Raw genomic sequence first — 22368 nt, 5'->3', positions numbered from 1 at the left:
CTTACGCCTTCTCGATGTTAACTAAAAACGCTTTGTATTCCGGCGTTTGCGAGTTTGCATCACCGACATTCGGCGTCAGGGTGTTGGCGATATAGCCTTTACGCGCGACTCCTTCAAAGCCCCAGTGGATCGGGATCCCAACCGTTTCAACCTGCTGACCGTTGACGTGCAGAGTGCGCAGACGACGGGTAACCACGGCAACTGCGCGAATAAATCCACGCTTGCTGCTGACTTTGACGTGATCGCCGTTGGAGATCCCCTTCGCTGCCGCCAGCGTTTCGCTGATTTCCACAAACTGCTCTGGCTGGGCAATCGCATTAAGCAATGCGTGCTTGGTCCAGGTATGGAAATGTTCGGTCAGACGATAGGTCGTCCCGACGTACGGGAAGTCCTGTTTCGTGCCCATGCGTAACTTATCCGCTTCGTACAGACGCGCTGCCGGGTTGGAGATCACGTTCGGATGCAGCGGGTTCGTACCCAGCGGCGTTTCCATCGGCTCGTAGTGTTCCGGGAACGGACCTTCCGCCATCTTATCGATAGCGAACAGACGACCCAGCCCTTCCGGCTGCATAATAAACGGATTGGTGCCACTGCCCGGTGCTGCGGTGTTGAAGTCCGGGATATCGTTCCCCGTCCACTTCGTGCCGTTCCACTGGATCAGCATGCGTTTTGGATCCCATGGCTTACCTTGCGGGTCCGCCGAAGCGCGGTTATACAACACGCGACGGTTTAACGGCCATGCCCAGGCCCAGCCCAGCGTATTACCGAGACCTGACGGGTCGGCGTTATCGCGATTGGCCATCTGGTTGCCCTGCTCGGTCCAGCTACCGGTATAAATCCAGCAGGACGATGACGTAGACCCATCATCGCGCAGAAGCGCAAAGCTGCTGAGTAACTGGCCTTTCTTCGCAACCAGCACACCGTTGGCATCATAGAGATCTTCCAGCGCATAGCCGTTGTTCTCTTTTGCCACTTCCTCGGAGTGCGGTTCGTCCGGCTGCTTATAGTTCCAGCTCATTTTCAGCACGGGTTCTACGGCTTTACCGCCTTCAGTGCGATACATGTCGCGCAGACGGTGATAAATACCGGCCAGAATTTCGCCGTCGTTGCGGGCTTCACCCGGGGCATCCTGACCTTTCCAGTGCCACTGCAACCAGCGACCGGAGTTGGCGATGGAGCCGTCCTCTTCCGCAAAGCAGGTGGATGGCAAACGGAAGACTTCGGTCTGAATAGAAGCCGGATCAACGTCGTTTGATTCACCGTGGTTCTGCCAGAACGTAGAGGTTTCGGTCACCAGCGGATCGATAATCACCAGATACTTCAGTTTGCTCAGGCACTGCACCACTTTGTTTTTGTCCGGGAAGGACGCGACCGGGTTAAAGCCCTGACAGATGTAGCCGGTCACTTTCCCGCTATCCATCATGTTGAAGTATTTGATGACGTCGTAGGACTGATCCCACTTCGGCAGCCACTCAAAGCCCCAGTCGTTTTCTTTCTGCGCCGCATTGCCGTAGAAAGATTTCATCAGGCTGACGAAGAATTTCGGGTAGTTGCCCCAGTAGTTCACCTGATCGGCCAACGTCGCTTTTGGCGTGTTAGCGGCCAGATAGGTTTGCAGATCGGCCTGTTTCTCTGACGGCAGCGTCAGGTAGCCTGGCAGACTGGTAGGGAGCAGCCCTAAGTCGGTTAAACCCTGAATGTTGGAGTGACCGCGTAAAGCGTTGACCCCGCCACCTGCCATCCCCATGTTGCCGAGCAGCAACTGGATCATCGCCATGGTACGGATGTTCTGCGCCCCGACGGTATGCTGTGTCCAGCCCAGCGCATACAGGAATGTGGTGGTGCGATCCGCTGCGCTGGTGGAAGCCAGCACTTCGCAGACTTTCAGGAAGTCTTCTTTTGGCGTACCGCAGATGTTTTCCACCACATCCGGCGTGTAGCGGGAAACTTGCTGTTTTAGCAGATTCCAGACACAGCGAGGATGGCTTAACGTTTCATCGCGTTTTGCGTAGCCGTTTTCATCGAACTGGTAGTTCCAGGACGATTTATCGTATTGGCGTTTTTTCGCGTCGTAACCGCTGAACAGACCGTCTTTAAAAGCAAAATCATCCCGCACCAGCAGGCTGGCGTTGGTGTAATGCTTAACGTATTCAGCGTTGATTTTGTTGTTTTCAATCAGATACAGCAAGACGCCGGACAGGAACGTAATGTCCGTGCCGGAACGAATTGGCGCGTAAATATCCGCTACCGAGGCTGTACGTGTAAAACGGGGGTCAACAACAATTAGCGTGGCATCATTGTTGTTTTTAGCTTCCATCGCCCAGCGGAATCCCACCGGATGTGCTTCAGCGGCGTTACCGCCCATCACCATCACGACGTTGGCGTTTTTAATATCAACCCAGTGGTTGGTCATCGCACCGCGACCAAATGTTGGAGCAAGACTTGCTACCGTTGGTCCGTGTCAGACGCGCGCCTGGTTGTCTACTGCCAGCATGCCGAGTGAGCGCACAAATTTTTGCGTCAGCATGCCGGTTTCATTACTTGCCGCAGATGCACACAGCATCCCGGTAGAAAGCCAGCGGTTTACCGTTACGCCCTGCTCATTCTTCTCAATAAAGTTGGCGTCGCGGTCAGTTTTCATCAGCTTCGCGATACGGGTGAAAGCCTCATCCCAGCTGATACGCTGCCATTTGTCGGAGCCTGGAGCGCGATATTCCGGGTAATGCAGACGGTTTTCACTGTGCACGTAATCCAGTAATCCTGCGCCCTTAGGGCATAATGCCCCACGGCTCACCGGATGATCCGGATCCCCTTCAATATGGTAAATCGACTCTTTGGCGTTTTTTGCTCCATCTCCCAGGCTATACATTAATAGCCCGCAACCTACGGAACAGTATGTGCAGGTGTTTCGGATCTCTTTGGCGCGCAACAGCTTATAGTTTCGCGCCTGAGCCAGTGCCATTTTGGGTGCAAAACCCAGAGCGGCTACTGTTGTTCCCGCCATACCGCCCGCGCAGATTTTAAAAAATTGTCTGCGGCTGACGTCCATTGCTTTCCTCTTTTTTGCAGGGATTCGTACAGGAAATCTCTCAAATTGCGCCAGCGCGGCATGATTGAAAGATGACATGTACAACTTCGCGACGAAACTATCAGCTATATCCATATTTTTTTTGCGTCAAATCAATAACGAAACGGTTCCGCTACTAAATAGTGCACTTCGCTTAACCTTTGTACCCATAAGGGGGTAGACAAAGGGGAATTAATTAGCGCGCTACGGTGTAAAGGTGCTATACATTTCAGCTTAATTTTTGCCAGTACCATGGACAGACAATCAGCATGACAAAACAAAAAGCAACGTTAATTGGGCTTATTGCCATCGTGCTCTGGAGCACGATGGTCGGGCTTATTCGTGGGGTAAGCGAAGGACTGGGGCCGGCAGGCGGCGCGGCGATGATTTTTACATTAAGCGGCCTGTTGCTGATATTTACCGTCGGATTCCCAAATATCAGAAAAATTCCTGTGCGATATTTAATCGCCGGTAGCGTGCTTTTTGTTAGCTATGAAATATGCTTAGCGCTGGCCCTCGGCTATGCCGCTACTCGTCACCAGGCTATTGAAGTGGGTATGGTCAATTATCTCTGGCCAAGTCTGACAATATTATTCGCCATCTTATTTAATGGCCAAAAAACAACCTGGTTGGTGATTCCTGGATTAATCATCGCATTGACCGGGGTTTGTTGGGTGTTGGGGGGCGAAAACGGTCTCAATCCTGGAGAAATTATCAGTAATGTTGCCAGCAGCCCGCTTAGCTATTTCCTCGCCTTTCTCGGCGCTTTTATCTGGGCAACGTATTGCACGGTGACCAATAAATATGCAAAAGGTTTTAACGGCATCACCGTGTTCGTTTTACTAACGGCGGCAAGTTTGTGGGTTTACTATTTTATTACGCCTCAACCGGAAATGGTTTTCAGCACTTCGGTGACGATTAAAATGTTCACTGCAGCATTAACGTTAGGATTTGCCTATGCCGCGTGGAATATTGGTATTTTGCATGGCAACGTGACCGTTATGGCCGTCGGGTCTTATTTTACTCCAGTGCTCTCCTCTGCGCTGGCCGCAGTGTTGCTCAGCGCCCCGCTGTCTCTATCCTTCTGGCAAGGAGCGCTGATGGTCTGCGCGGGGTCTCTGCTTTGCTGGCTGGCAACACGCCGTGCCTGAAAAAAAGTCGGGTTTATCACAAACAAATAAAATCCGGCTATACTTTAGACAATTTAATGAATAATAATTGTTCATTCCACTGCGGTTTATGTTTATATTTTTTTAATTAAATGTTAAATATATGGAAATTAATTAACGCCAGAAAGTATTACTCGGTCATCTATATCTCTTCACATGTATATATTACACCTGCGAAACTAACGCCATTTAAATCATAGTCCGCACAATAGTCCCCCATGTAAATATACCCATTCCGATCTGTCACATATTAAGATTAATACAATCAGCTATATTATGTAGATCTGGATCACACAACTTCAAATATTTCGCAATATTATGAAACTTATTATTGAACTTATACCACTGCGTCATTTAAAAATGGTTTGCCATTGACGAACTCCTTCGTTTAGCAATGGTTTAGGAAACACACCAAGAAATAATTATAAGGATTATTTAGAATGAAACTTAAATTAGTTGCAGTGGCAGTGACTAGCCTGTTGGCGGCAGGTGCGGTAAACGCAGCTGAGGTATATAACAAAGACGCAAACAAACTGGACCTGTACGGTAAAGTTCACGCTCAACACTACTTCTCTAACGATACCAGCAGCGATGGCGACAAAACTTACGCGCGTCTGGGCTTCAAAGGCGAAACTCAGATCAACGACCAACTGGTTGGTTTCGGTCAGTGGGAATATGAATTCAAAGGCAACCGTTCTGAAGATCAGGGTTCCGACAAAGATAAAACCCGTCTGGCATTCGCTGGCCTGAAATTCGCTGAATACGGTTCTTTCGACTACGGTCGTAACTACGGCGTAGCTTACGACATCGGCGCATGGACCGACGTTCTGCCAGAGTTCGGTGGCGATACCTGGACCCAGACTGACGTCTTCATGACTGGCCGTACTACTGGCGTTGCAACCTACCGTAACACCGACTTCTTCGGTCTGGTTGAAGGTCTGAACTTTGCCCTGCAGTACCAGGGTAAAAACGATCGTAGCGCCGACAAAGAAGCTAACGGCGACGGCTTCGGTCTGTCAACTACCTATGAGTACGATGGCTTCGGCGTAGGTGCAGCCTATGCGAAATCTGACCGTACTGACTCCCAGAACAACCACAGCGGTCAGTTCAAAGCTGACGGTAAGAACGCTGAAGTTTGGGCTGCTGGCCTGAAATATGATGCGAACAACATCTACCTGGCAACCACCTACTCCGAAACCCGTAACATGACTACCTTTGGTGGTACTGTTAAAGGTACTGAGATCATCGGTATTGCAAATAAAGCACAGAACTTTGAAGCTGTTGCTCAGTACCAGTTCGACTTCGGTCTGCGTCCGTCCGTTGCTTACCTGAAGTCTAAAGGTAAAGACATCAACGGTTACGGCGACCAGGATCTGGTTGAATACGTAGACCTGGGTGCTACCTACTACTTCAACAAAAACATGTCCACCTTCGTTGATTACAAAATCAACCTGCTGGATGCCAACAACTTCACAAGAGCTGCCGGTGTAAGCACTGACAACATCGTTGCTGTTGGTCTGAACTACCAGTTCTAATTTTGTTGTAGTCTGAATACAAAGCCAGTCCTTCCAGGGCTGGCTTTTTCTCTTAATGTAGACTCGGTCATAAGGAGTATGCCGTGCAGACATTCACTGGTCGTTGTCTTTGCGGGCAGAGTCATTTTACCGTCGACGTCGAAATGCTGGATGTCTATGCCTGTCATTGTACGCTGTGCCAGAAGTGGTCAGGTGGCATCGCTATGTATCTGGAAGCCAGCGCTCAGCCGCTGATGTCGCCGGATTCAGCAGAACCTTCGCACTTCCCTTCTTCAAATCGTGGTGAACGTTTCTTCTGTTCCGGTTGCGGGTGCCCGCTGTGGTTTACCCTAACGGGCAGCGATCGTTATTTTGTGCCGTGGACGCTACTGGAGCTGAATGAGGTGGATCGCCGCCGCCTGGTTTTAGCGGCAGAGATCTATACGGAAACACAGCCTGCGTTCTGGAGGCTGACGGGGCAATACGCTCGACTGAGTGGGAAAGAAGTCGAAGAGATGGATTACCCCTGTCATTTAGCCCATTAGTTATTGACGCTGTACCTTTGCCAGACTGAACCACATTCCTACCGCTAATACGATAAGCATGCTGCCGGCGCTGCTTAAGGCTACGCTGTGCGACCAGGTAAAGGCTTCTTTAGCAGCCGACAGCAACGCCTCACTCAGCGACGACGGGAGCGAGTGCGCCAGTTGCACCGCCTCCCCCATTGACGATGAGGCTCGTTCTATCTCCTGTGGGTTAAGTCCGACAGGCGGCAGAATCGAGGCTGAAAAGCTGCGGCTCAACAACAAACCAAAGATAGCGATCCCAAGCCCGGCCCCCAGTTCATAAGCCATTGTCTCAATGGCGCCCGCGGCAGCGGCTTTTTCTGCCGGGGCTGCCGCCATGATAGCCGCCGTAGAGGCCAGCAGCGCACTGGCGGCGCTGAAACCGAGCAAAGCCATTAATATCCAGGCTTGAATCTGCTGAGTACTGAAATCTGTCATCGCCAGGCCGTAAAAACTGACGGCGCTAAGCGCCATACCCGCCGTTGCCACACAACGTAATCCCAGGCGTGACACCAGCATACCGGCAATGGGTCCGCTGAAGCCGCTTGCCAGCATCACCGGCAGCATAAACAGTCCCGCCTGATACGGTGTTAAACCATGAACAAACTGTAGCTCCTGAGCCATCAGTAACTCGAAACCCACCAGAGTTATCATGGCGGTCATCGCCATCACAACGCCGCTTAAGATGATGCGATGCGTGAACAGCCGCATATCAATCATCGGGCGGGAAGCGGCAAGCTGGATGCGGACAAACTGCCACAACAGTAACGCGCCGGTTAACAGCGTCAACGCAATGGCAGCAGTCGCCGTATTTCCTTTCAGCGCGGTTTTAGCGCTGTAAACCAGCAGCAGAATGGCGACAATCAGCATTATCGCATGACCGAAATTTAACGATTGATCGCGACGTTCGGCCTGGCGCGGCACTAAGCGCGCGGTTAAGGCCATTACCACCAGGACAATTGGCACATTAATTAAGAATACGGATCCCCAGTAGAAGTGCTCCAGCAGCATCCCACCAACCAGTGGGCCAAATGCCGCACCGCCGGAACCCACGGCAGCCCAGACACCGAGCGCCATATTGCGATGCCGTTGCTCAGCGAATGTTGCGCGAATGCCCGCAAGCGTTGCCGGAACAATCATCGCCGCCCCAATCGCCAATACAGCCCGAGTGGCAATCAGCCAACCCGCGCTGTGGGCAAAGGCAGCGGCCAGCGATGCGAGGCCAAATACTCCGCCCCCTAACAGCAGCAGACGTTTAAAGCCAATACGATCGCCCAGCGCGCCCATTGGCAATACCATTCCGGCCATTACCAGAGAATAAATATCAATGATCCACAGCAGCTCGTTACCACTGGCACCCAGCGTCATACTCAGCGTGGGCGCGGCAACGTGCAACACCGTTGCATCAATCGCAACAGGGATGTAGACCAGTACAATAATGACTAACGTTAACCACTGACGAAACATAAAACTCCCTAACGAAACTGAAACTGGACACGTGTCCAGCTTTAGCGATCCTACGGAAATTTGAACGTATGTCCAACTTTTTGTTAGACTGCGTGCTATACGGGTACAGGAGGAAAGATGAGCTATCTGAATCGGGACGAACGTCGGGAAGTTATTCTGCAAGCGGCCATGCGTGTCGCGCTTGAGGAAGGATTTACTGCTATGACGGTGCGGCGTATTGCCACGGAAGCTCAGGTGTCCACCGGGCAGGTACACCATCACTTTACCTCTGCGGGTGAGTTAAAATCCCTCGCTTTTGTGCAACTGATACGGACCCTTCTGGATGCCGAACAGGTCAGTGATAACGCCAGCTTCCGCGAACGACTGCATGCTATGTTGGGCAGCGAAGATGGCGGGTTCGAACCCTACATTAAACTGTGGCGCGAAGCGCAGGTCCTGGCGGATAAAGATCCGGAAATCAAAAGCGCCTACCTGCTAACCATGCGGATGTGGCATGAAGAAACCGCCGCTATCATCACTCAAGGACAGAGTGCAGGTGAATTCTCAGCAATACCGGATGCGGCCGAGGTGGCCTGGCGCTTAATCGCATTGGTTTGCGGCCTGGATGGCATCTATGTCTTAGGCATTGAGGAAATGGCCGACCCTGCATTCGAACGCCATTTGGATCGTATGATTACGTTAGAGTTAGTTAATTGATGTTATAGATGAATTAATAATACATCTTTTAATTTTACAATTGGTAACACTTAAGCAACATGTAATTCCCTCATCACGCCGCGTTATTGCGCTTTTTTATCTATTCTTTCAGTCAATATTCCCAAAACTTTTCAATAGTTTCTAAAAAGAACTCGCGCGGCGCTGTGTGCGTTTATTTCTTTTTCATGAACGGCATGGGCATGGAGAATAATATGTCAGCATCAAATGAGAAAAATAATCGTTATCTTTTAACTGACTGGAAACCGGAGAACCCCGCCTTTTGGGAAAACAAAGGTAAGCATATTGCACGCAGAAACCTCTGGATATCAGTAAGTTGTCTGTTGCTGGCGTTCTGCGTCTGGATGTTGTTTAGCGCCGTGGCCGTCAATCTGAATAAAATTGGTTTTAATTTCACTACTGACCAACTGTTTTTATTAACGGCATTGCCTTCTCTTTCTGGCGCAATATTGCGCGTCCCCTACTCCTTTATGGTACCTATATTTGGTGGGCGCCGGTGGACCATTTTTAGCACGATTATTCTGGTTATTCCCTGCGTCTGGCTCGGTTTTGCCGTGCAAAATAACGCTACTCCGTTTGGCGTATTTATTATCATTGCGCTGATGTGTGGTTTTGCTGGCGCAAACTTTGCCTCCAGCATGGGTAATATCAGCTTTTTCTTCCCCAAAGCGAAACAAGGCAGCGCATTAGGCGTTAACGGTGGTCTCGGCAACCTTGGCGTCAGCGTGATGCAGTTGATCGCGCCGCTGGTGATCTTTCTGCCTATCTTTACCTTTTTGGGCGTACAGGGCGTACCGCAAGCCGACGGCTCGTTATTGTCGCTGGCCAATGCCGCATGGATTTGGGTTCCGTTACTGCTGATAGCCACCTTAGCAGCAGGCATGGGAATGAACGATATTGCCAGTTCGAAGGCCTCAATTGCTTCCCAGTTGCCGGTCCTCAAGCGTTTTCATCTGTGGTTATTAAGCCTGCTGTATCTCGCCACCTTCGGTTCATTTATCGGCTTTTCGGCAGGCTTTGCCATGCTGGCGAAAACTCAGTTCCCGGACGTGAATATCCTGCAACTGGCGTTCTTCGGCCCCTTCATCGGCGCTCTTGCGCGATCGGCAGGTGGGGTGATCTCTGACAAATTCGGCGGTGTGCGCGTCACGTTAATTAACTTCATCTTTATGGCGCTATTTAGCGCCCTGCTGTTTCTCACCCTGCCAGGGTCAGGCGAGGGAAACTTTGTCGCCTTCTACCTGGTGTTTATGGGCTTGTTCCTGACTGCGGGTCTGGGAAGCGGCTCAACCTTCCAGATGATCGCGGTGATCTTTCGCAAAATCACCATATACCGGGTCAAGCTGCACGGTGGTACTGAAGAACAGGCCCAACGTGAGGCGGTAACCGATACCGCTGCCGCCCTGGGATTCATCTCTGCTATTGGCGCTGTGGGGGGCTTTTTCATCCCCAAAGCGTTTGGTTCATCGCTGGCGCTGACTGGCTCTCCGGTGGGCGCAATGAAAATATTCCTCGTGTTTTACATCGTCTGCGTGCTGGTGACCTGGCTGGTCTATGGCCGTAAATCACAAAAAAAATAACAAAATGGATACCGCAGGATCGGACAGTTCGATAGGCCGGATAAGGCGTTAACCGCCATCCGGCCTACCGTTCGATTCACCGTCGGCAATATTCTCAAAGCAGGAGTTATGTCATGAGTAAACTGTTCGATCGCTTTCGCTACTTTAAACAAAAGGGCGATACGTTTGCCGATGGGCACGGGCAAGTGATGCACACCAACCGGGACTGGGAAGACAGCTATCGTCAGCGCTGGCAGTTCGACAAAATTGTGCGTTCTACCCACGGCGTTAACTGTACCGGCTCATGCAGTTGGAAAATCTACGTCAAAAACGGACTGGTGACCTGGGAAACGCAGCAAACCGACTACCCGCGTACCCGCCCTGACCTGCCAAATCATGAACCCCGTGGCTGCCCGCGCGGTGCCAGCTACTCCTGGTATCTTTACAGCGCCAACCGTCTGAAATATCCCCTGGTGCGTAAACGTCTGATCGAACTGTGGCGCGACGCCCTGTCCCGCCAGCCCGATCCGGTGCTGGCCTGGGAATCCATTATGAACGACCCGCAAAAATGCCAGAGCTACAAACAGGTACGCGGGCGCGGTGGTTTTATCCGTTCCAACTGGAAAGAGCTTAATCAGCTCATTGCTGCCGCCAACGTCTGGACGGTGAAAACCTATGGCCCGGATCGCGTGGCCGGGTTCTCCCCGATCCCTGCTATGTCGATGGTCTCCTATGCCGCAGGCACACGTTATCTTTCGCTACTGGGCGGAACCTGCCTGAGCTTCTATGACTGGTACTGCGATTTACCGCCTGCATCACCGATGACCTGGGGCGAACAGACCGATGTTCCAGAATCCGCCGACTGGTATAACTCCAGCTACATCATCGCCTGGGGGTCAAACGTGCCGCAGACCCGTACCCCGGATGCGCACTTTTTTACTGAAGTACGCTACAAAGGCACCAAGACGATTGCCATTACGCCGGATTACTCGGAAGTAGCTAAACTGTGCGACCAGTGGCTGGCACCCAAGCAAGGAACAGACAGCGCGTTGGCGATGGCGATGGGCCACGTCATCCTGAAAGAATTCCACCTCGACAATCCAAGCGATTACTTCATCAATTACTGTCGTCGCTATACCGATATGCCGATGCTGGTTTTGCTGGATGCCCGGGAAGATGGCAGCTACGTGCCAGGGCGCATGATGCGCGCCTCAGACCTTGTCGATGGTCTGGGCGAAAGTAACAATCCGGAGTGGAAAACCGTGGCCTTTAACACTGCTGGCGAACTGGTGGTCCCGAACGGGTCTATCGGTTTTCGCTGGGGCGAGAAAGGTAAATGGAACCTGGAGCCACTGGCGGCTGGCGCTGAAACAGAACTTTCCCTCTCGCTGCTCGGTCAGCATGATGAAGTGACTGGCGTGGCATTCCCCTACTTCGGCGGTAACGAAAACCCACATTTTCGCAGCGTGAAACAGGAACCCGTGCTGATTCGTCAACTGCCGGTAAAACATCTTACCCTCGCCGATGGCAGCCGTTGCCCGGTGGTAAGCGTTTATGATCTGGTGCTGGCGAATTACGGCCTCGACCGTGGTCTGGATGACGCTCATAGCGCGCAAGATTACAGCGAAGTGAAAGCCTACACCCCGGCCTGGGGAGAGCAAATTACCGGTGTCCCTCGTCGTCATATCGAACAAATCGCCCGTGAGTTTGCCGATACGGCGCACAAAACCCATGGCCGTTCGATGATTATCCTCGGGGCTGGCGTCAACCACTGGTATCACATGGATATGAACTACCGTGGAATGATTAACATCCTCGTGTTCTGCGGTTGTGTGGGACAAAGCGGCGGCGGCTGGGCGCACTATGTGGGTCAGGAGAAACTGCGTCCGCAAACTGGTTGGTTGCCGCTGGCCTTTGCGCTGGACTGGAACCGCCCGCCGCGTCAGATGAACAGCACCTCGTTTTTCTACAATCACTCCAGCCAGTGGCGTTATGAAAAACTCACCGCTCAGGAACTCCTCTCTCCGCTGGCTGACGCGTCCAAGTTTAGCGGACATTTGATCGACTTTAACGTGCGGGCAGAAAGAATGGGCTGGCTGCCGTCCGCGCCGCAGCTCAACCTCAACCCTCTGACCGTCAAAGCAAAGGCAGAACAAGCGGGAGTGTCGCCTGCACAATACACTGCACAGGCGCTGAAATCGGGTGAAATTCGTTTTGCCTGCGAGCAGCCGGATAGTGGTAACGACCATCCGCGTAATCTCTTCGTCTGGCGCTCTAACCTGCTCGGCTCCTCCGGTAAAGGGCATGAATACATGCTCAAGTATCTGCTAGGTACCGAAAGCGGGATCCAGGGGGAAGCGCTCGGTTCAAGCGAAGGTATTAAACCTGAAGAGGTGGAATGGCAGTCCGCGGCGATAGAGGGCAAGCTTGATCTGCTGGTAACGCTCGATTTCCGTATGTCGAGTACCTGCCTGTTCTCCGATGTCGTTTTGCCGACCGCCACCTGGTATGAAAAAGACGATATGAACACCTCGGATATGCATCCGTTTATTCACCCGCTGTCGGCGGCGGTCGATCCTGCGTGGGAATCGAAGAGCGACTGGGAAATTTATAAAGGCATCGCCAAAGTCTTCTCTGAGGTTTGCGTCGGGCACCTTGGGCAAGAAACGGATGTGGTATTACAACCGCTGCAACACGACTCCCCGGCAGAACTGGCGCAGCCGTTTGACATTCAGGACTGGCGTAAAGGCGAATGCGATCTCCTCCCGGGGAAAACGGCGCCCAATATTGCCGTTGTGGAACGTGACTATCCCGCCACCTACGAACGCTTCACTTCGCTCGGTCCGCTAATGGACAAGCTCGGTAACGGCGGGAAAGGTATTACGTGGAATACCCAGGCGGAGGTCGATTTCCTCGGCAAGCTGAACTACACCAAACGCGAAGGTCCGGCGAAAGGCCGACCACTGATAGACACCGCGCTGGACGCGTCTGAGGTGATCCTCGCCCTGGCACCGGAAACGAACGGTCAGGTGGCGGTGAAAGCCTGGGAAGCGCTGGGAGCGATGACCGGACGCGACCATACGCATCTGGCGTTGAACAAAGAAGACGAGAAAATCCGTTTTCGCGATATTCAGGCGCAGCCGCGCAAAATCATCTCCAGCCCCACCTGGTCCGGGCTGGAAAGTGAACATGTCTCCTATAACGCAGGCTATACCAACGTCCACGAGCTGATCCCGTGGCGCACCCTGTCCGGTCGCCAACAGTTGTACCAGGATCACGCGTGGATGCGAGCGTTTGGTGAAAGTCTGGTGGCATATCGTCCGCCTATCGATACCCGAAGCGTCAGCAATATGCGCGAAGTTCCGCCTAACGGATTCCCGGAAAAAGCGCTCAACTTCCTGACTCCGCATCAGAAATGGGGGATCCACTCTACCTACAGCGAAAACCTGCTGATGCTGACGCTGTCGCGCGGTGGCCCCATTGTCTGGATCAGTGAGACCGATGCTAAAGAGCTGGGCATTGAGGATAACGACTGGATTGAAGCCTTTAACGCCAACGGTGCGCTCACCGCGCGTGCTGTGGTAAGTCAGCGCGTGCCGCCGGGAATGACCATGATGTATCACGCTCAGGAGCGAATCATGAATATCCCTGGCTCGGAAGTCACCGGTATGCGCGGCGGGATCCATAACTCAGTCACCCGCGTCTGCCCGAAACCCACGCACATGATCGGCGGCTATGCGCAACTGGCATACAGCTTCAACTATTACGGTACGGTCGGCTCTAACCGCGATGAGTTCATCATGATTAGAAAAATGAAAAATATTAACTGGCTGGATGATGAAGGTCGCGATTAGGTACAGGAGGCGAAAAAATGAAAATACGCTCACAGGTAGGCATGGTTCTTAATCTGGATAAGTGCATCGGCTGCCACACCTGCTCCGTCACCTGTAAAAACGTCTGGACCGGACGTGAAGGGATGGAATATGCGTGGTTTAACAACGTTGAGACCAAGCCAGGCATTGGCTATCCGAAAAACTGGGAAGATCAGGAAGAGTGGCAAGGCGGCTGGATTCGCGATGTTAACGGGAAGATAAGGCCGCGCCTGGGCGGCAAGATGGGCGTTATCACCAAAATTTTTGCTAACCCGGTGATCCCGCAAATCGATGATTATTACGAACCCTTTACCTACGATTATCAGCATCTGCATAGCGCGCCGGAAAGCAAGAATCAGCCCACCGCACGTCCGCGTTCACTGATAGATGGCAAACGGATGGACAAGATTATCTGGGGCCCTAACTGGGAAGAGTTGCTCGGCGGTGAGTTCTCAAAACGTGCCCGCGACCGTAACTTTGAGAAAATGCAAAAGGAGATGTACGGGCAATTCGAAAACACCTTCATGATGTATCTACCGCGCTTGTGCGAACACTGCCTGAACCCAAACTGTGTCGCCACCTGCCCGAGCGGTGCCATCTATAAGCGTGAAGAAGACGGTATCGTGTTGATCGACCAGGATAAATGTCGCGGCTGGCGCTTGTGCATCAGCGGTTGTCCGTACAAAAAAATCTACTTTAACTGGAAGAGCGGTAAATCTGAGAAGTGCATTTTCTGCTACCCGCGTATTGAGTCCGGCCAGCCGACGGTATGTTCGGAAACCTGCGTGGGACGCATCCGCTATCTTGGCGTATTGCTGTACGACGCCGACCGCATCGAAGAAGCAGCCAGCACCGAGCATGAGACCGATCTCTACGAGCGTCAGTGCGATGTGTTCCTCAATCCGCACGACCCGGCGGTCATTGAAGAGGCGTTAAAACAAGGTATTCCGCACAACGTCATCGAAGCGGCCCAACGTTCGCCCGTTTACAAGATGGCGATGGACTGGAAGCTGGCGCTGCCGCTGCACCCGGAATACCGCACCCTGCCGATGGTCTGGTATGTACCGCCGTTGTCGCCGATTCAGTCGGTCGCTGACGCGGGGGGACTGCCGCACAATGGCAACATTCTGCCAGCGGTTGAATCACTGCGAATTCCGGTTCAGTACCTTGCCAACATGCTTAGCGCGGGCGATACCGGTCCGGTACTGCGGGCGCTAAAACGAATGATGGCCATGCGCCATTATATGCGTTCGCAAACCGTAGAAGGCGTTACGGACACCCGCGCGATTGAGGAAGTGGGTCTGACCGTTGAGCAGGTTGAAGAGATGTATCGCTATCTGGCCATCGCCAACTATGAAGACCGCTTCGTGATCCCGACCAGCCACCGTGAAATGGCGCGTGATGCGTTCCCGGAGAAAAACGGTTGCGGATTTACCTTTGGCGACGGCTGCCATGGTTCAGATACCAAATTCAACCTGTTTAACAGCAGTCGTATTGACGCCATCGACATCACCGAAGTGCGCGATAAAGCGGAGGGTGAATAATGCAAATCCTGAAGGTTATCGGCCTGCTGATGGAATATCCCGACGAGTTGCTGTGGGAGTGTAAAGACGAGGCGTTGGCGCTTGTGGCCAGCGATGCCCCAATACTTACCGAATTTAGCCAGGGGCTGCTCAATGCGCCATTACTGGATAAACAAGCCGAATGGTGTGAGATATTTGACCGGGGCCGGGCCACCTCTCTGCTGCTGTTTGAGCACGTGCACGCCGAGTCTCGCGATCGGGGTCAGGCGATGGTTGATCTGTTGGCGCAGTACGAAAAGGTCGGACTGCAGCTCGACTGCCGCGAACTGCCGGATCATCTGCCACTGTATCTGGAGTACTTAAGCGTGTTGCCGGAAGCGGAGGCCAAAGAAGGATTGCAGAATGTCGCACCGATTCTGGCGCTGCTGGGGGGGCGTTTGAAACAGCGTGATACGCCGTGGTATCAACTGTTTGACGCCCTGCTACTGCTTGCCGGAAGCCATCTTTCAAGTGACAGTGTCACTAAACAGGTTGGCACGGAAACCCGCGACGATACCCGACAGGCGCTGGATGCCGTCTGGGAAGAGGAACAGGTGAAGTTTATCGAGGATAACGCCACCGCCTGTGACAGTTCACCGTTACAAAACTATCAACGACGCTTTAGCCAGGACGTGGCACCTCAGTATGTCGACGTCAGCGCGGGAGGCCCGAAATGATACAGTACCTGAACGTCTTTTTTTACGATATCTACCCGTACCTGTGCGGCACGGTGTTTATCCTCGGCAGTTGGCTACGCTATGACTACGGGCAATACACCTGGCGGGCCTCTTCCAGCCAGATGCTGGACAAACGCGGCATGGTGTTATGGTCAAACCTGTTCCACATCGGCATTCTGGGGATCTTTTTCGGGCACCTGTTTGGCATGTTAACCCCGCACTGGATGTATGCCTGGTTCCTGCCGATTGCGGTAAAGCAGCAGATGGCGATGATCGCCGGTGGGCTCTGTGGCGTGCTGACGCTGGTCGGTGGCGCTGGCTTGCTGGTACGTCGTTTGACCAATCCGCGCATTCGTGCAACCTCCTCCACTGCCGATATCCTGATCCTCTGCGTTCTGCTGATTCAGTGTATCCTCGGCTTAACCACCATCCCATTCTCTGCGCAGCATCCTGACGGCAGTGAAATGCTGAAACTGGTAGGTTGGGCGCAGTCGGTGGTGACTTTCCAGGGCGGCGCGTCTGCGCATCTGGATGGCGTGGCGTTGATTTTCCGTGTGCATCTGGTTCTGGGGATGACTATCTTCCTGCTGTTCCCGTTCACACGCCTGGTTCACGTGTGGAGTGCGCCGTTTGAGTACTTTACCCGCCGCTATCAAATAGTGCGTTCACGCCGATAAATCCGCATTGAAATGTCGGGTGACGACACGCCTTATCCGGCCTACAACCAGGCACCGTAGGCCGGATAAGATAGCGATCGTCGCCATCCGGCATTTTGCACGTTATGATGCTTCTCCATTCCAGGGAGAACGTTAATGAAACCACAGGTTTACCACGTCGATGCCTTTACCTCGGTACCTTTTCGCGGCAATTCAGCAGGCGTGGTTTTGCATGCTGACGGACTGAGCGAAACACAGATGCAACTCATTGCTCGCGAGCTGCGTCATTCGGAAACCGCTTTCCTGCTGACCAGCGACGACAGCGATGTTCGCATCCGCTATTTCACGCCGACGGTCGAAGTTCCTATCTGTGGGCATGCTACCGTCGCTGCACATTATGTGCGGGCAAACGTGCTTGGTTTGGGCAACAGTACAGTCTGGCAAACCTCGCTGGCTGGTCGTCATCGGGTGGATATCGAAGCTACCGGGAATGACTATCGTATTAGCCTTGAACAAGGCGTACCCGGATTTGAACCTCCGCTGGAAGGGGCTATTCGTAGTGCGATTATCGAGGCCCTACACCTGAGCGAAGACGATATGCTGGCAGGCTTGCCGATTCAGGTTGCTACCACCGGGCATTCGAAAGTGATGATTCCGCTCAAGCCCGAGGTGGACCTCGACGCCCTTTCCCCTGATTTGCAGGCTTTGACAGCCATTAGCCAACAAATTGGCTGTAACGGCTTCTTTCCTTTTCAAATCTGCCCGGGCGAAAACGCCACCGATGGCCGCATGTTTTCGCCTGCAATTGGGATTGTGGAAGACCCGGTTACCGGCAATGCCAACGGTCCAATGGGCGCGTGGTTGGTTCACCATGGGCTGATGGCGCATGATGGGAAAACGTTACGTGTTCAGGGACATCAGGGCCGTGCGCTCGGGCGCGACGGTATTGTTGATGTGACGGTGACTATCCGTGATAACCAGCCAGAAAAAGTCACCATTACCGGTTCGGCGGTGATCCTGTTTCACGCAGAATGGGCGATAGATTTTTAATTGTTCCCGTAGGCCGGATAAGGCGATTACGCCAATCCGGCACTAATCCCGATGCCCCTATTTCCCCGCCTCCGGATGCGTATCAAACGCCGCCATTACCGTCGCCAGCTCATCCTGGGTAAACCCATGCTTCACGTCCTCCACGCCCAGGCCAAACCGCTCCTGCAACAAAGCATACAGACTGGCGACGTCAGGTAGATTAATCTGTTCTACCGCGTGTCCATCCTGATAATGGGTGAAATGAAAATTGGTTAACGTTAATTTCCCGCCGTCGGGCAGATGACGACACATCAGCAAATGATGGCGAAAATGTGATTGCGGCCAGTGAGCGGACCAGAAGTTTCCTATCAGATAATCGCTCTGATGCTGTACGACCAGGTCGAAACGGTACATTGATTGCCAGTGTTCGTGATGACAGAACTGTAGGATCCAGTCTTCACCTTCCTGAATCAACCGATACTCGCCGTGTGGTGTCTTCTGCTCAACATTAGCCTGCAGACGAATCGGCGCCGTCAGCGTTTGCCCGCCGAAGCCAACGTCGGCGATCCACTGCTCTCCCTGCAACTCAACCAGCAACAGACGATGCGTGCGTGGTGGCAGGCTTGACGGGTTCGCCAGTACCACACGTCCGAGCAGACTGCGTACGGTAAAACCGATTTCGCGTAGCGCTCGCTCAAATACTCCGTTCTGTTCAAAACAATAGCCGCCGCGACGCGCCGTCACCAGCTTCTCTTCCAAAGACAAATCGTCAAGCTGCATCTCTCTTGGAAGCAATACATCCAGGTTTTCAAAAGGTATGGCGGCGTTGTGCAGTAAATGCAGCGCCCGTAAGGTTTCAATGTTGACCCTGGCCAAATCTGACCAGCCAATACGGGCAAAATAAGCGGTTAAAAAAGGCGTCATACGGAGTTCCTGTTCGATTAATGCAGTACTTATAACGCATTTTTAATTTTGCGCCGTCGATTTTGTGCGTTGTTCCTCCAGACAAGGCGACAAAATCGCTAATACCGTTAATATCTATGTTTATTGTGGTGTGTTATCTCTCAGCCAAGGAGCATCCATGAGCCATTTTCGTCCGATCGAATTAAAACATGCCAGTCGGTTGCTAAATCACGGCCCAACGATATTAATCACCAGCCGGGATGAGCATACCGAGCGGCGAAATGTGATGGCTGCCGCGTGGTCAATGCCCGTGGAGTTTGAACCACCGCGGATCGCTATTGTTGTCGACAAGACCGCCTGGTCACGTGAGCTCATTGAACGTAGCGGCAAATTCGGCATCGTTATTCCGGGCGTTGCCGCCGCTAACTGGACCTGGGCCGTAGGCAGCGTTTCCGGTCGTGTGGAAGATAAATTCAATTGCTACGGCATTCCCGTGGTGCAGGGACCGGTGCTGGGTTTACCGCTGATTGAAGCCAAATGTCTGGCCTGGATGGAGTGCCGCCTGTTGCCTGCCACTGCGGCACAGGAAAAATATGACACGCTGTTTGGTGAAGTGGTCTCGGCTGCCGCTGATGAGCGAGCCTTCGTGGAAGGACGCTGGCAGTTTGATGATGGCAAGCTCAATACCCTGCATCACCTTGGGGCCGGAACGTTTGTCTCCAGTGGAAAACTCATAACAGCAGCTGAATAATGGCACGACAAAACGGGCGGAAAATCCGCCCATTTTGTCTTACATGCTGTAGCCGGGTTTTTTAATCAACCTGGCCATCTGCGGCGCAATCTCCACATCCCACACGCCCTGCCACGCCTCGGGCTCAATTTCATTAAGCGCCACGCTCACTGAACTGTCTTTGCTTTGCAAATGACGAATAATGACGTCGGTAATATCCGCCGCCAGCGCGGATTTTTGTTCGTCGTTCAGGTCGCGAGGAAAACATTTGATATCGACGTGCGGCATAGCAGATTCCTTATTGTTTTGGGATGCAGGTAACTTATGCGGATTCTCGTTCCACCAGGTGAAATCCAACATCAATGATATCGTCTTCACGCGGAATTTGTTCGATACGATCGGCAAGCAGAGAGGCGGCGCGTTGTCCAATAGCCCGTCTGTCGACGCTGACGGTGGTGATGGCAGGTCGGTTACTGGCGGCAAAGTCGAGATCGCCAAAACCGATTACCGCTAATTCCTGCGGCACGCGTAGACCACGGCTTTCGGCTTCCATGATCGCCCCCTGAGCTAACGTATCTGAGCTACAGACGATGACATCAAACGCGCGTTCAGCCAATAGCTGTGCCAACCCGCTACGCCCCAATGCCAGAGAGGCAGGAAGCGGGACATCCACCTGTGCGCCAGCCGCGATACCATGACGACTCAGCGCATCGCACAGTCCTTGTTTACGCTGGCCTGCCCGGCGATCGGCGGTCCATAGCAAACCAGGACGGCGATACCCTTTGTCCAGCAAATAGTCTGCTACCGCCTGCCCGACTTTTTCATGCGAAAACCCCACCAGCATATCGATGGGCGTTGGCGTTAAATCCCATATTTCCACGACCGGGATGGCCGCATTAAGAATCACCTTTTTCAGCTCGGCGGTATGATGGATACCGGTGAGCACTACACCATCCGGGCGACGAGAAAGCAGCGTCGCCACCAGCTCAGCCTCTGTTTGCGGCGTATAACCCGACACGCAGAGCAAGATGTGGTATCCGCGTTCAGCCAGTTCATCGCTTAATGACTGAATGGTATCGACAAACATATTGTTGTTAATTTGTGGGACAACCACAGCGATAAGCTTACTGCGACGCGACGCCAGCCCCCCGGCCAGCGCGTTGGGAATATAGCCAGTGGCGCGTACCGCCTGCATCACTTTTTCTACTGTTCTCGGGCGCACCAGTTGCGGGGTATTCAACGCCCTGCTCACCGTCATGGGCGACAATCCCGCGGTACGGGCAACATCTTCCAGCGTGGGTGCGCGCGGAGGTCTGGGATTTTTCACTGTCGATGCCCTTGTCAAAAATCGCTGATTTATCCTGGCATTATTCATCATGATTTCGGCTATTGCCAGCACCCCTCTACGATAACGCTGAGAAAACAGCAGCTTAGTTAATTAGCGCCATCTGAAATGATAGCGCCATCATAATGACTTGTGCATTTACCCATAAAGTATTGGAATGTGATGCTGTTTACAAGTTACTGCCCTTTTGTCTCAGTATTTGTGAGCGATTGTTCAAAACGCATTCAATTCGCTGGCGCAATGATTGCGCTAACACTAAAAATGTTAGCGCAATCATTTGTTATCACCAGGAGAGATTAAAATGTCATTAAGTGCGAATTCCGATGCCGTAACGTATGCCAAATCAGCCAATGCAAAAACCGCGGCTGAAACCGGCGACCGTATCGAGTGGGTTAAGCTGTCCCTGGCTTTCCTTCCCCTGGCAACACCCGTGAGCGATGCCAAAGTGCTGACCGGTCGCCAGAAACCCCTAACCGAAGTCGCCATTATTATCGCGGAGATCCGCAGTCGCGACGGGTTTGAAGGCGTTGGATTTAGTTACTCCAAGCGGGCTGGCGGCCAGGGAATCTATGCCCATGCCAAAGAAATTGCCGATAACCTGTTAGGCGAAGATCCAAACGATATCGACAAGATCTACACCAAGCTGCTGTGGGCTGGCGCTTCCGTGGGGCGCAGTGGCATGGCGGTTCAGGCTATCTCCCCTATCGATATCGCCTTGTGGGATATGAAGGCCAAGCGTGCAGGGTTGCCGCTGGCAAAACTATTGGGCGCACACCGGGACTCCGTGCAGTGTTACAACACCTCCGGCGGATTCCTGCATACGCCGCTGGATCAGGTGCTCAAAAACGTCGTTATTTCCCGTGAAAACGGCATTGGCGGCATCAAACTCAAGGTTGGTCAGCCAAACTGCGCCGAGGATATTCGCCGCTTAACCGCGGTGCGTGAAGCGCTGGGCGATGACTTCCCGCTGATGGTCGATGCCAATCAGCAGTGGGATCGAGAAACCGCCATTCGTATGGGACGAAAAATGGAGCAGTTCAATCTGATCTGGATTGAAGAGCCGCTGGATGCCTACGATGTGGAAGGTCACGCCCAACTGGCCGCCGCGCTTGATACCCCGATTGCTACCGGTGAAATGCTGACCAGCTTCCGCGAACATGAACAGTTGATCCTCGGTAATGCCAGTGATTTTGTGCAGCCCGATGCACCGCGTGTGGGGGGAATTTCACCGTTTCTGAAAATTATGGACCTGGCGGCGAAACACGGTCGCAAACTGGCTCCGCACTTTGCCATGGAAGTTCACCTGCATCTGTCCGCCGCTTACCCGCTTGAGCCATGGTTGGAACATTTCGAATGGCTGAACCCGTTATTTAATGAACAGCTTGAGCTGCGCGATGGGCGGATGTGGGTTTCCGACCGTCACGGTCTGGGATTCAGCATCAGCGAGCAGACACGCCGCTGGACGCAATTAACCTGCGAGTTTGGTAAACGTCCTTAATTTATTTGGCGGGTAAGTAATACCCGCCCTCTTCCCTACA

Annotated in this window: 17 protein-coding genes; 12 read left to right on the top strand and 5 right to left on the bottom strand. The window is 52.9% G+C overall.

The window, feature by feature from the left end; genetic code table 11:
* Position 1: 1 nt before the first annotated feature.
* Complete coding sequence (fdnG, locus tag HV345_RS12100; protein WP_181636680.1) at positions 2 to 3049, bottom strand: formate dehydrogenase-N subunit alpha; 3048 nt, start codon at positions 3047 to 3049, stop codon at positions 2 to 4.
* A 287-nt stretch (positions 3050 to 3336) separates the two neighbouring features.
* Here fdnG and yddG point away from each other — a divergent pair, with 287 nt between their 5' ends.
* From yddG to HV345_RS12085, 3 genes are all read left to right on the top strand, one after another.
* Complete coding sequence (gene yddG / locus HV345_RS12095; protein ID WP_016156546.1) at positions 3337 to 4218, top strand: aromatic amino acid efflux DMT transporter YddG; 882 nt, start codon at positions 3337 to 3339, stop codon at positions 4216 to 4218.
* Positions 4219 to 4676: 458 nt separating this feature from the next.
* The gene (ompD, locus tag HV345_RS12090; protein WP_019076795.1) at positions 4677 to 5771 is read left to right on the top strand and encodes a porin OmpD; all 1095 of its coding nucleotides are present in this window, start codon (positions 4677 to 4679) and stop codon (positions 5769 to 5771) included.
* A gap of 143 nt (positions 5772 to 5914) precedes the next feature.
* The gene (locus tag HV345_RS12085; protein ID WP_087121860.1) at positions 5915 to 6295 is read left to right on the top strand and encodes a GFA family protein; all 381 of its coding nucleotides are present in this window, start codon (positions 5915 to 5917) and stop codon (positions 6293 to 6295) included.
* On the opposite strand, the gene HV345_RS12080 is transcribed toward HV345_RS12085, so the two are convergent.
* Positions 6296 to 7783, bottom strand: a complete 1488-nt coding sequence (locus HV345_RS12080; RefSeq protein WP_103283815.1) for an MFS transporter — start codon at positions 7781 to 7783, stop codon at positions 6296 to 6298. It lies immediately after the preceding gene.
* A gap of 117 nt (positions 7784 to 7900) precedes the next feature.
* Between HV345_RS12080 and HV345_RS12075 the strand changes: the two genes are divergently transcribed.
* The 7 genes from HV345_RS12075 to HV345_RS12045 all read left to right on the top strand — a co-directional run bounded on the left by HV345_RS12075 (position 7901) and on the right by HV345_RS12045 (position 17873).
* On the top strand, positions 7901 to 8479 hold the full coding sequence (locus tag HV345_RS12075) for a TetR family transcriptional regulator (protein WP_016153113.1): 579 nt from the start codon (positions 7901 to 7903) through the stop codon (positions 8477 to 8479).
* Positions 8480 to 8691: 212 nt separating this feature from the next.
* Complete coding sequence (locus HV345_RS12070) at positions 8692 to 10077, top strand: NarK family nitrate/nitrite MFS transporter (RefSeq protein ID WP_047358146.1); 1386 nt, start codon at positions 8692 to 8694, stop codon at positions 10075 to 10077.
* A gap of 113 nt (positions 10078 to 10190) precedes the next feature.
* Positions 10191 to 13910, top strand: a complete 3720-nt coding sequence (locus HV345_RS12065) for a nitrate reductase subunit alpha (RefSeq protein ID WP_181636679.1) — start codon at positions 10191 to 10193, stop codon at positions 13908 to 13910.
* 17 nt (positions 13911 to 13927) lie between these two features.
* Entirely contained in the window at positions 13928 to 15472 is a 1545-nt protein-coding gene (gene narH, locus HV345_RS12060) for a nitrate reductase subunit beta (RefSeq protein WP_181636678.1), read from the top strand.
* Positions 15472 to 16167 carry a nitrate reductase molybdenum cofactor assembly chaperone gene (narW, locus tag HV345_RS12055; protein WP_181636677.1) on the top strand — a complete coding sequence of 232 codons (696 nt, stop codon included), beginning with the start codon at positions 15472 to 15474 and terminating at the stop codon, positions 16165 to 16167. The genes narH and narW overlap by 1 nt, the downstream gene beginning before the upstream one ends.
* Positions 16164 to 16844, top strand: a complete 681-nt coding sequence (narI, locus tag HV345_RS12050; protein ID WP_003833047.1) for a respiratory nitrate reductase subunit gamma — start codon at positions 16164 to 16166, stop codon at positions 16842 to 16844. Before narW ends, narI begins: the two co-directional genes overlap by 4 nt.
* 135 nt (positions 16845 to 16979) lie before the next feature.
* A complete protein-coding gene (locus tag HV345_RS12045; protein WP_181636676.1) occupies positions 16980 to 17873 on the top strand; it encodes a PhzF family isomerase in 894 nt (297 codons plus the stop codon).
* A gap of 57 nt (positions 17874 to 17930) precedes the next feature.
* Here HV345_RS12045 and nhoA read toward each other — a convergent pair whose 3' ends face one another.
* Positions 17931 to 18776 (bottom strand): N-hydroxyarylamine O-acetyltransferase, encoded by an 846-nt coding sequence (gene nhoA / locus HV345_RS12040; protein WP_047358142.1) that lies wholly within the window; start codon positions 18774 to 18776, stop codon positions 17931 to 17933.
* A 157-nt stretch (positions 18777 to 18933) separates the two neighbouring features.
* Between nhoA and HV345_RS12035 the strand changes: the two genes are divergently transcribed.
* Positions 18934 to 19506: a flavin reductase family protein gene (locus HV345_RS12035; protein WP_016156553.1), complete on the top strand. Its 573-nt coding sequence runs from the start codon at positions 18934 to 18936 to the stop codon at positions 19504 to 19506.
* 39 nt (positions 19507 to 19545) lie between these two features.
* Here the strand turns inward: HV345_RS12035 and pptA are convergent, their stop codons facing one another.
* Together pptA and HV345_RS12025 are read right to left on the bottom strand one after the other, a co-directional pair.
* A complete protein-coding gene (pptA, locus tag HV345_RS12030; protein ID WP_047358141.1) occupies positions 19546 to 19773 on the bottom strand; it encodes a tautomerase PptA in 228 nt (75 codons plus the stop codon).
* Between the two features lie 34 nt (positions 19774 to 19807).
* Positions 19808 to 20860: a LacI family DNA-binding transcriptional regulator gene (locus tag HV345_RS12025; protein WP_370468755.1), complete on the bottom strand. Its 1053-nt coding sequence runs from the start codon at positions 20858 to 20860 to the stop codon at positions 19808 to 19810.
* A gap of 271 nt (positions 20861 to 21131) precedes the next feature.
* On the opposite strand from HV345_RS12025, the gene HV345_RS12020 reads away from it, so the two are divergent.
* Positions 21132 to 22328: an L-talarate/galactarate dehydratase gene (locus HV345_RS12020; RefSeq protein ID WP_016153126.1), complete on the top strand. Its 1197-nt coding sequence runs from the start codon at positions 21132 to 21134 to the stop codon at positions 22326 to 22328.
* Positions 22329 to 22368: the final 40 nt, after the last annotated feature.

Source organism: Citrobacter sp. RHBSTW-00986 (genome assembly GCF_013783065.1).
Classification (GTDB): Bacteria; Pseudomonadota; Gammaproteobacteria; order Enterobacterales; family Enterobacteriaceae; genus Citrobacter; species Citrobacter braakii.
This window is presented reverse-complemented; position numbering and strand designations above follow the sequence as displayed.

Coding starts and splice junctions, on each gene's coding strand:
- yddG (WP_016156546.1), top strand. CDS start 3,337: ATGACAAAACAAAAAGCAACGTTAATTGGGCTTATTGCCATCGTGCTC.
- ompD (WP_019076795.1), top strand. CDS start 4,677: ATGAAACTTAAATTAGTTGCAGTGGCAGTGACTAGCCTGTTGGCGGCA.
- HV345_RS12085 (WP_087121860.1), top strand. CDS start 5,915: ATGCTGGATGTCTATGCCTGTCATTGTACGCTGTGCCAGAAGTGGTCA.
- HV345_RS12080 (WP_103283815.1), bottom strand. CDS start 7,783: ATGTTTCGTCAGTGGTTAACGTTAGTCATTATTGTACTGGTCTACATC.
- HV345_RS12075 (WP_016153113.1), top strand. CDS start 7,901: ATGAGCTATCTGAATCGGGACGAACGTCGGGAAGTTATTCTGCAAGCG.
- HV345_RS12070 (WP_047358146.1), top strand. CDS start 8,692: ATGTCAGCATCAAATGAGAAAAATAATCGTTATCTTTTAACTGACTGG.
- HV345_RS12065 (WP_181636679.1), top strand. CDS start 10,191: ATGAGTAAACTGTTCGATCGCTTTCGCTACTTTAAACAAAAGGGCGAT.
- narH (WP_181636678.1), top strand. CDS start 13,928: ATGAAAATACGCTCACAGGTAGGCATGGTTCTTAATCTGGATAAGTGC.
- narW (WP_181636677.1), top strand. CDS start 15,472: ATGCAAATCCTGAAGGTTATCGGCCTGCTGATGGAATATCCCGACGAG.
- narI (WP_003833047.1), top strand. CDS start 16,164: ATGATACAGTACCTGAACGTCTTTTTTTACGATATCTACCCGTACCTG.
- HV345_RS12045 (WP_181636676.1), top strand. CDS start 16,980: ATGAAACCACAGGTTTACCACGTCGATGCCTTTACCTCGGTACCTTTT.
- nhoA (WP_047358142.1), bottom strand. CDS start 18,776: ATGACGCCTTTTTTAACCGCTTATTTTGCCCGTATTGGCTGGTCAGAT.
- HV345_RS12035 (WP_016156553.1), top strand. CDS start 18,934: ATGAGCCATTTTCGTCCGATCGAATTAAAACATGCCAGTCGGTTGCTA.
- pptA (WP_047358141.1), bottom strand. CDS start 19,773: ATGCCGCACGTCGATATCAAATGTTTTCCTCGCGACCTGAACGACGAA.
- HV345_RS12025 (WP_370468755.1), bottom strand. CDS start 20,860: ATGAATAATGCCAGGATAAATCAGCGATTTTTGACAAGGGCATCGACA.
- HV345_RS12020 (WP_016153126.1), top strand. CDS start 21,132: ATGTCATTAAGTGCGAATTCCGATGCCGTAACGTATGCCAAATCAGCC.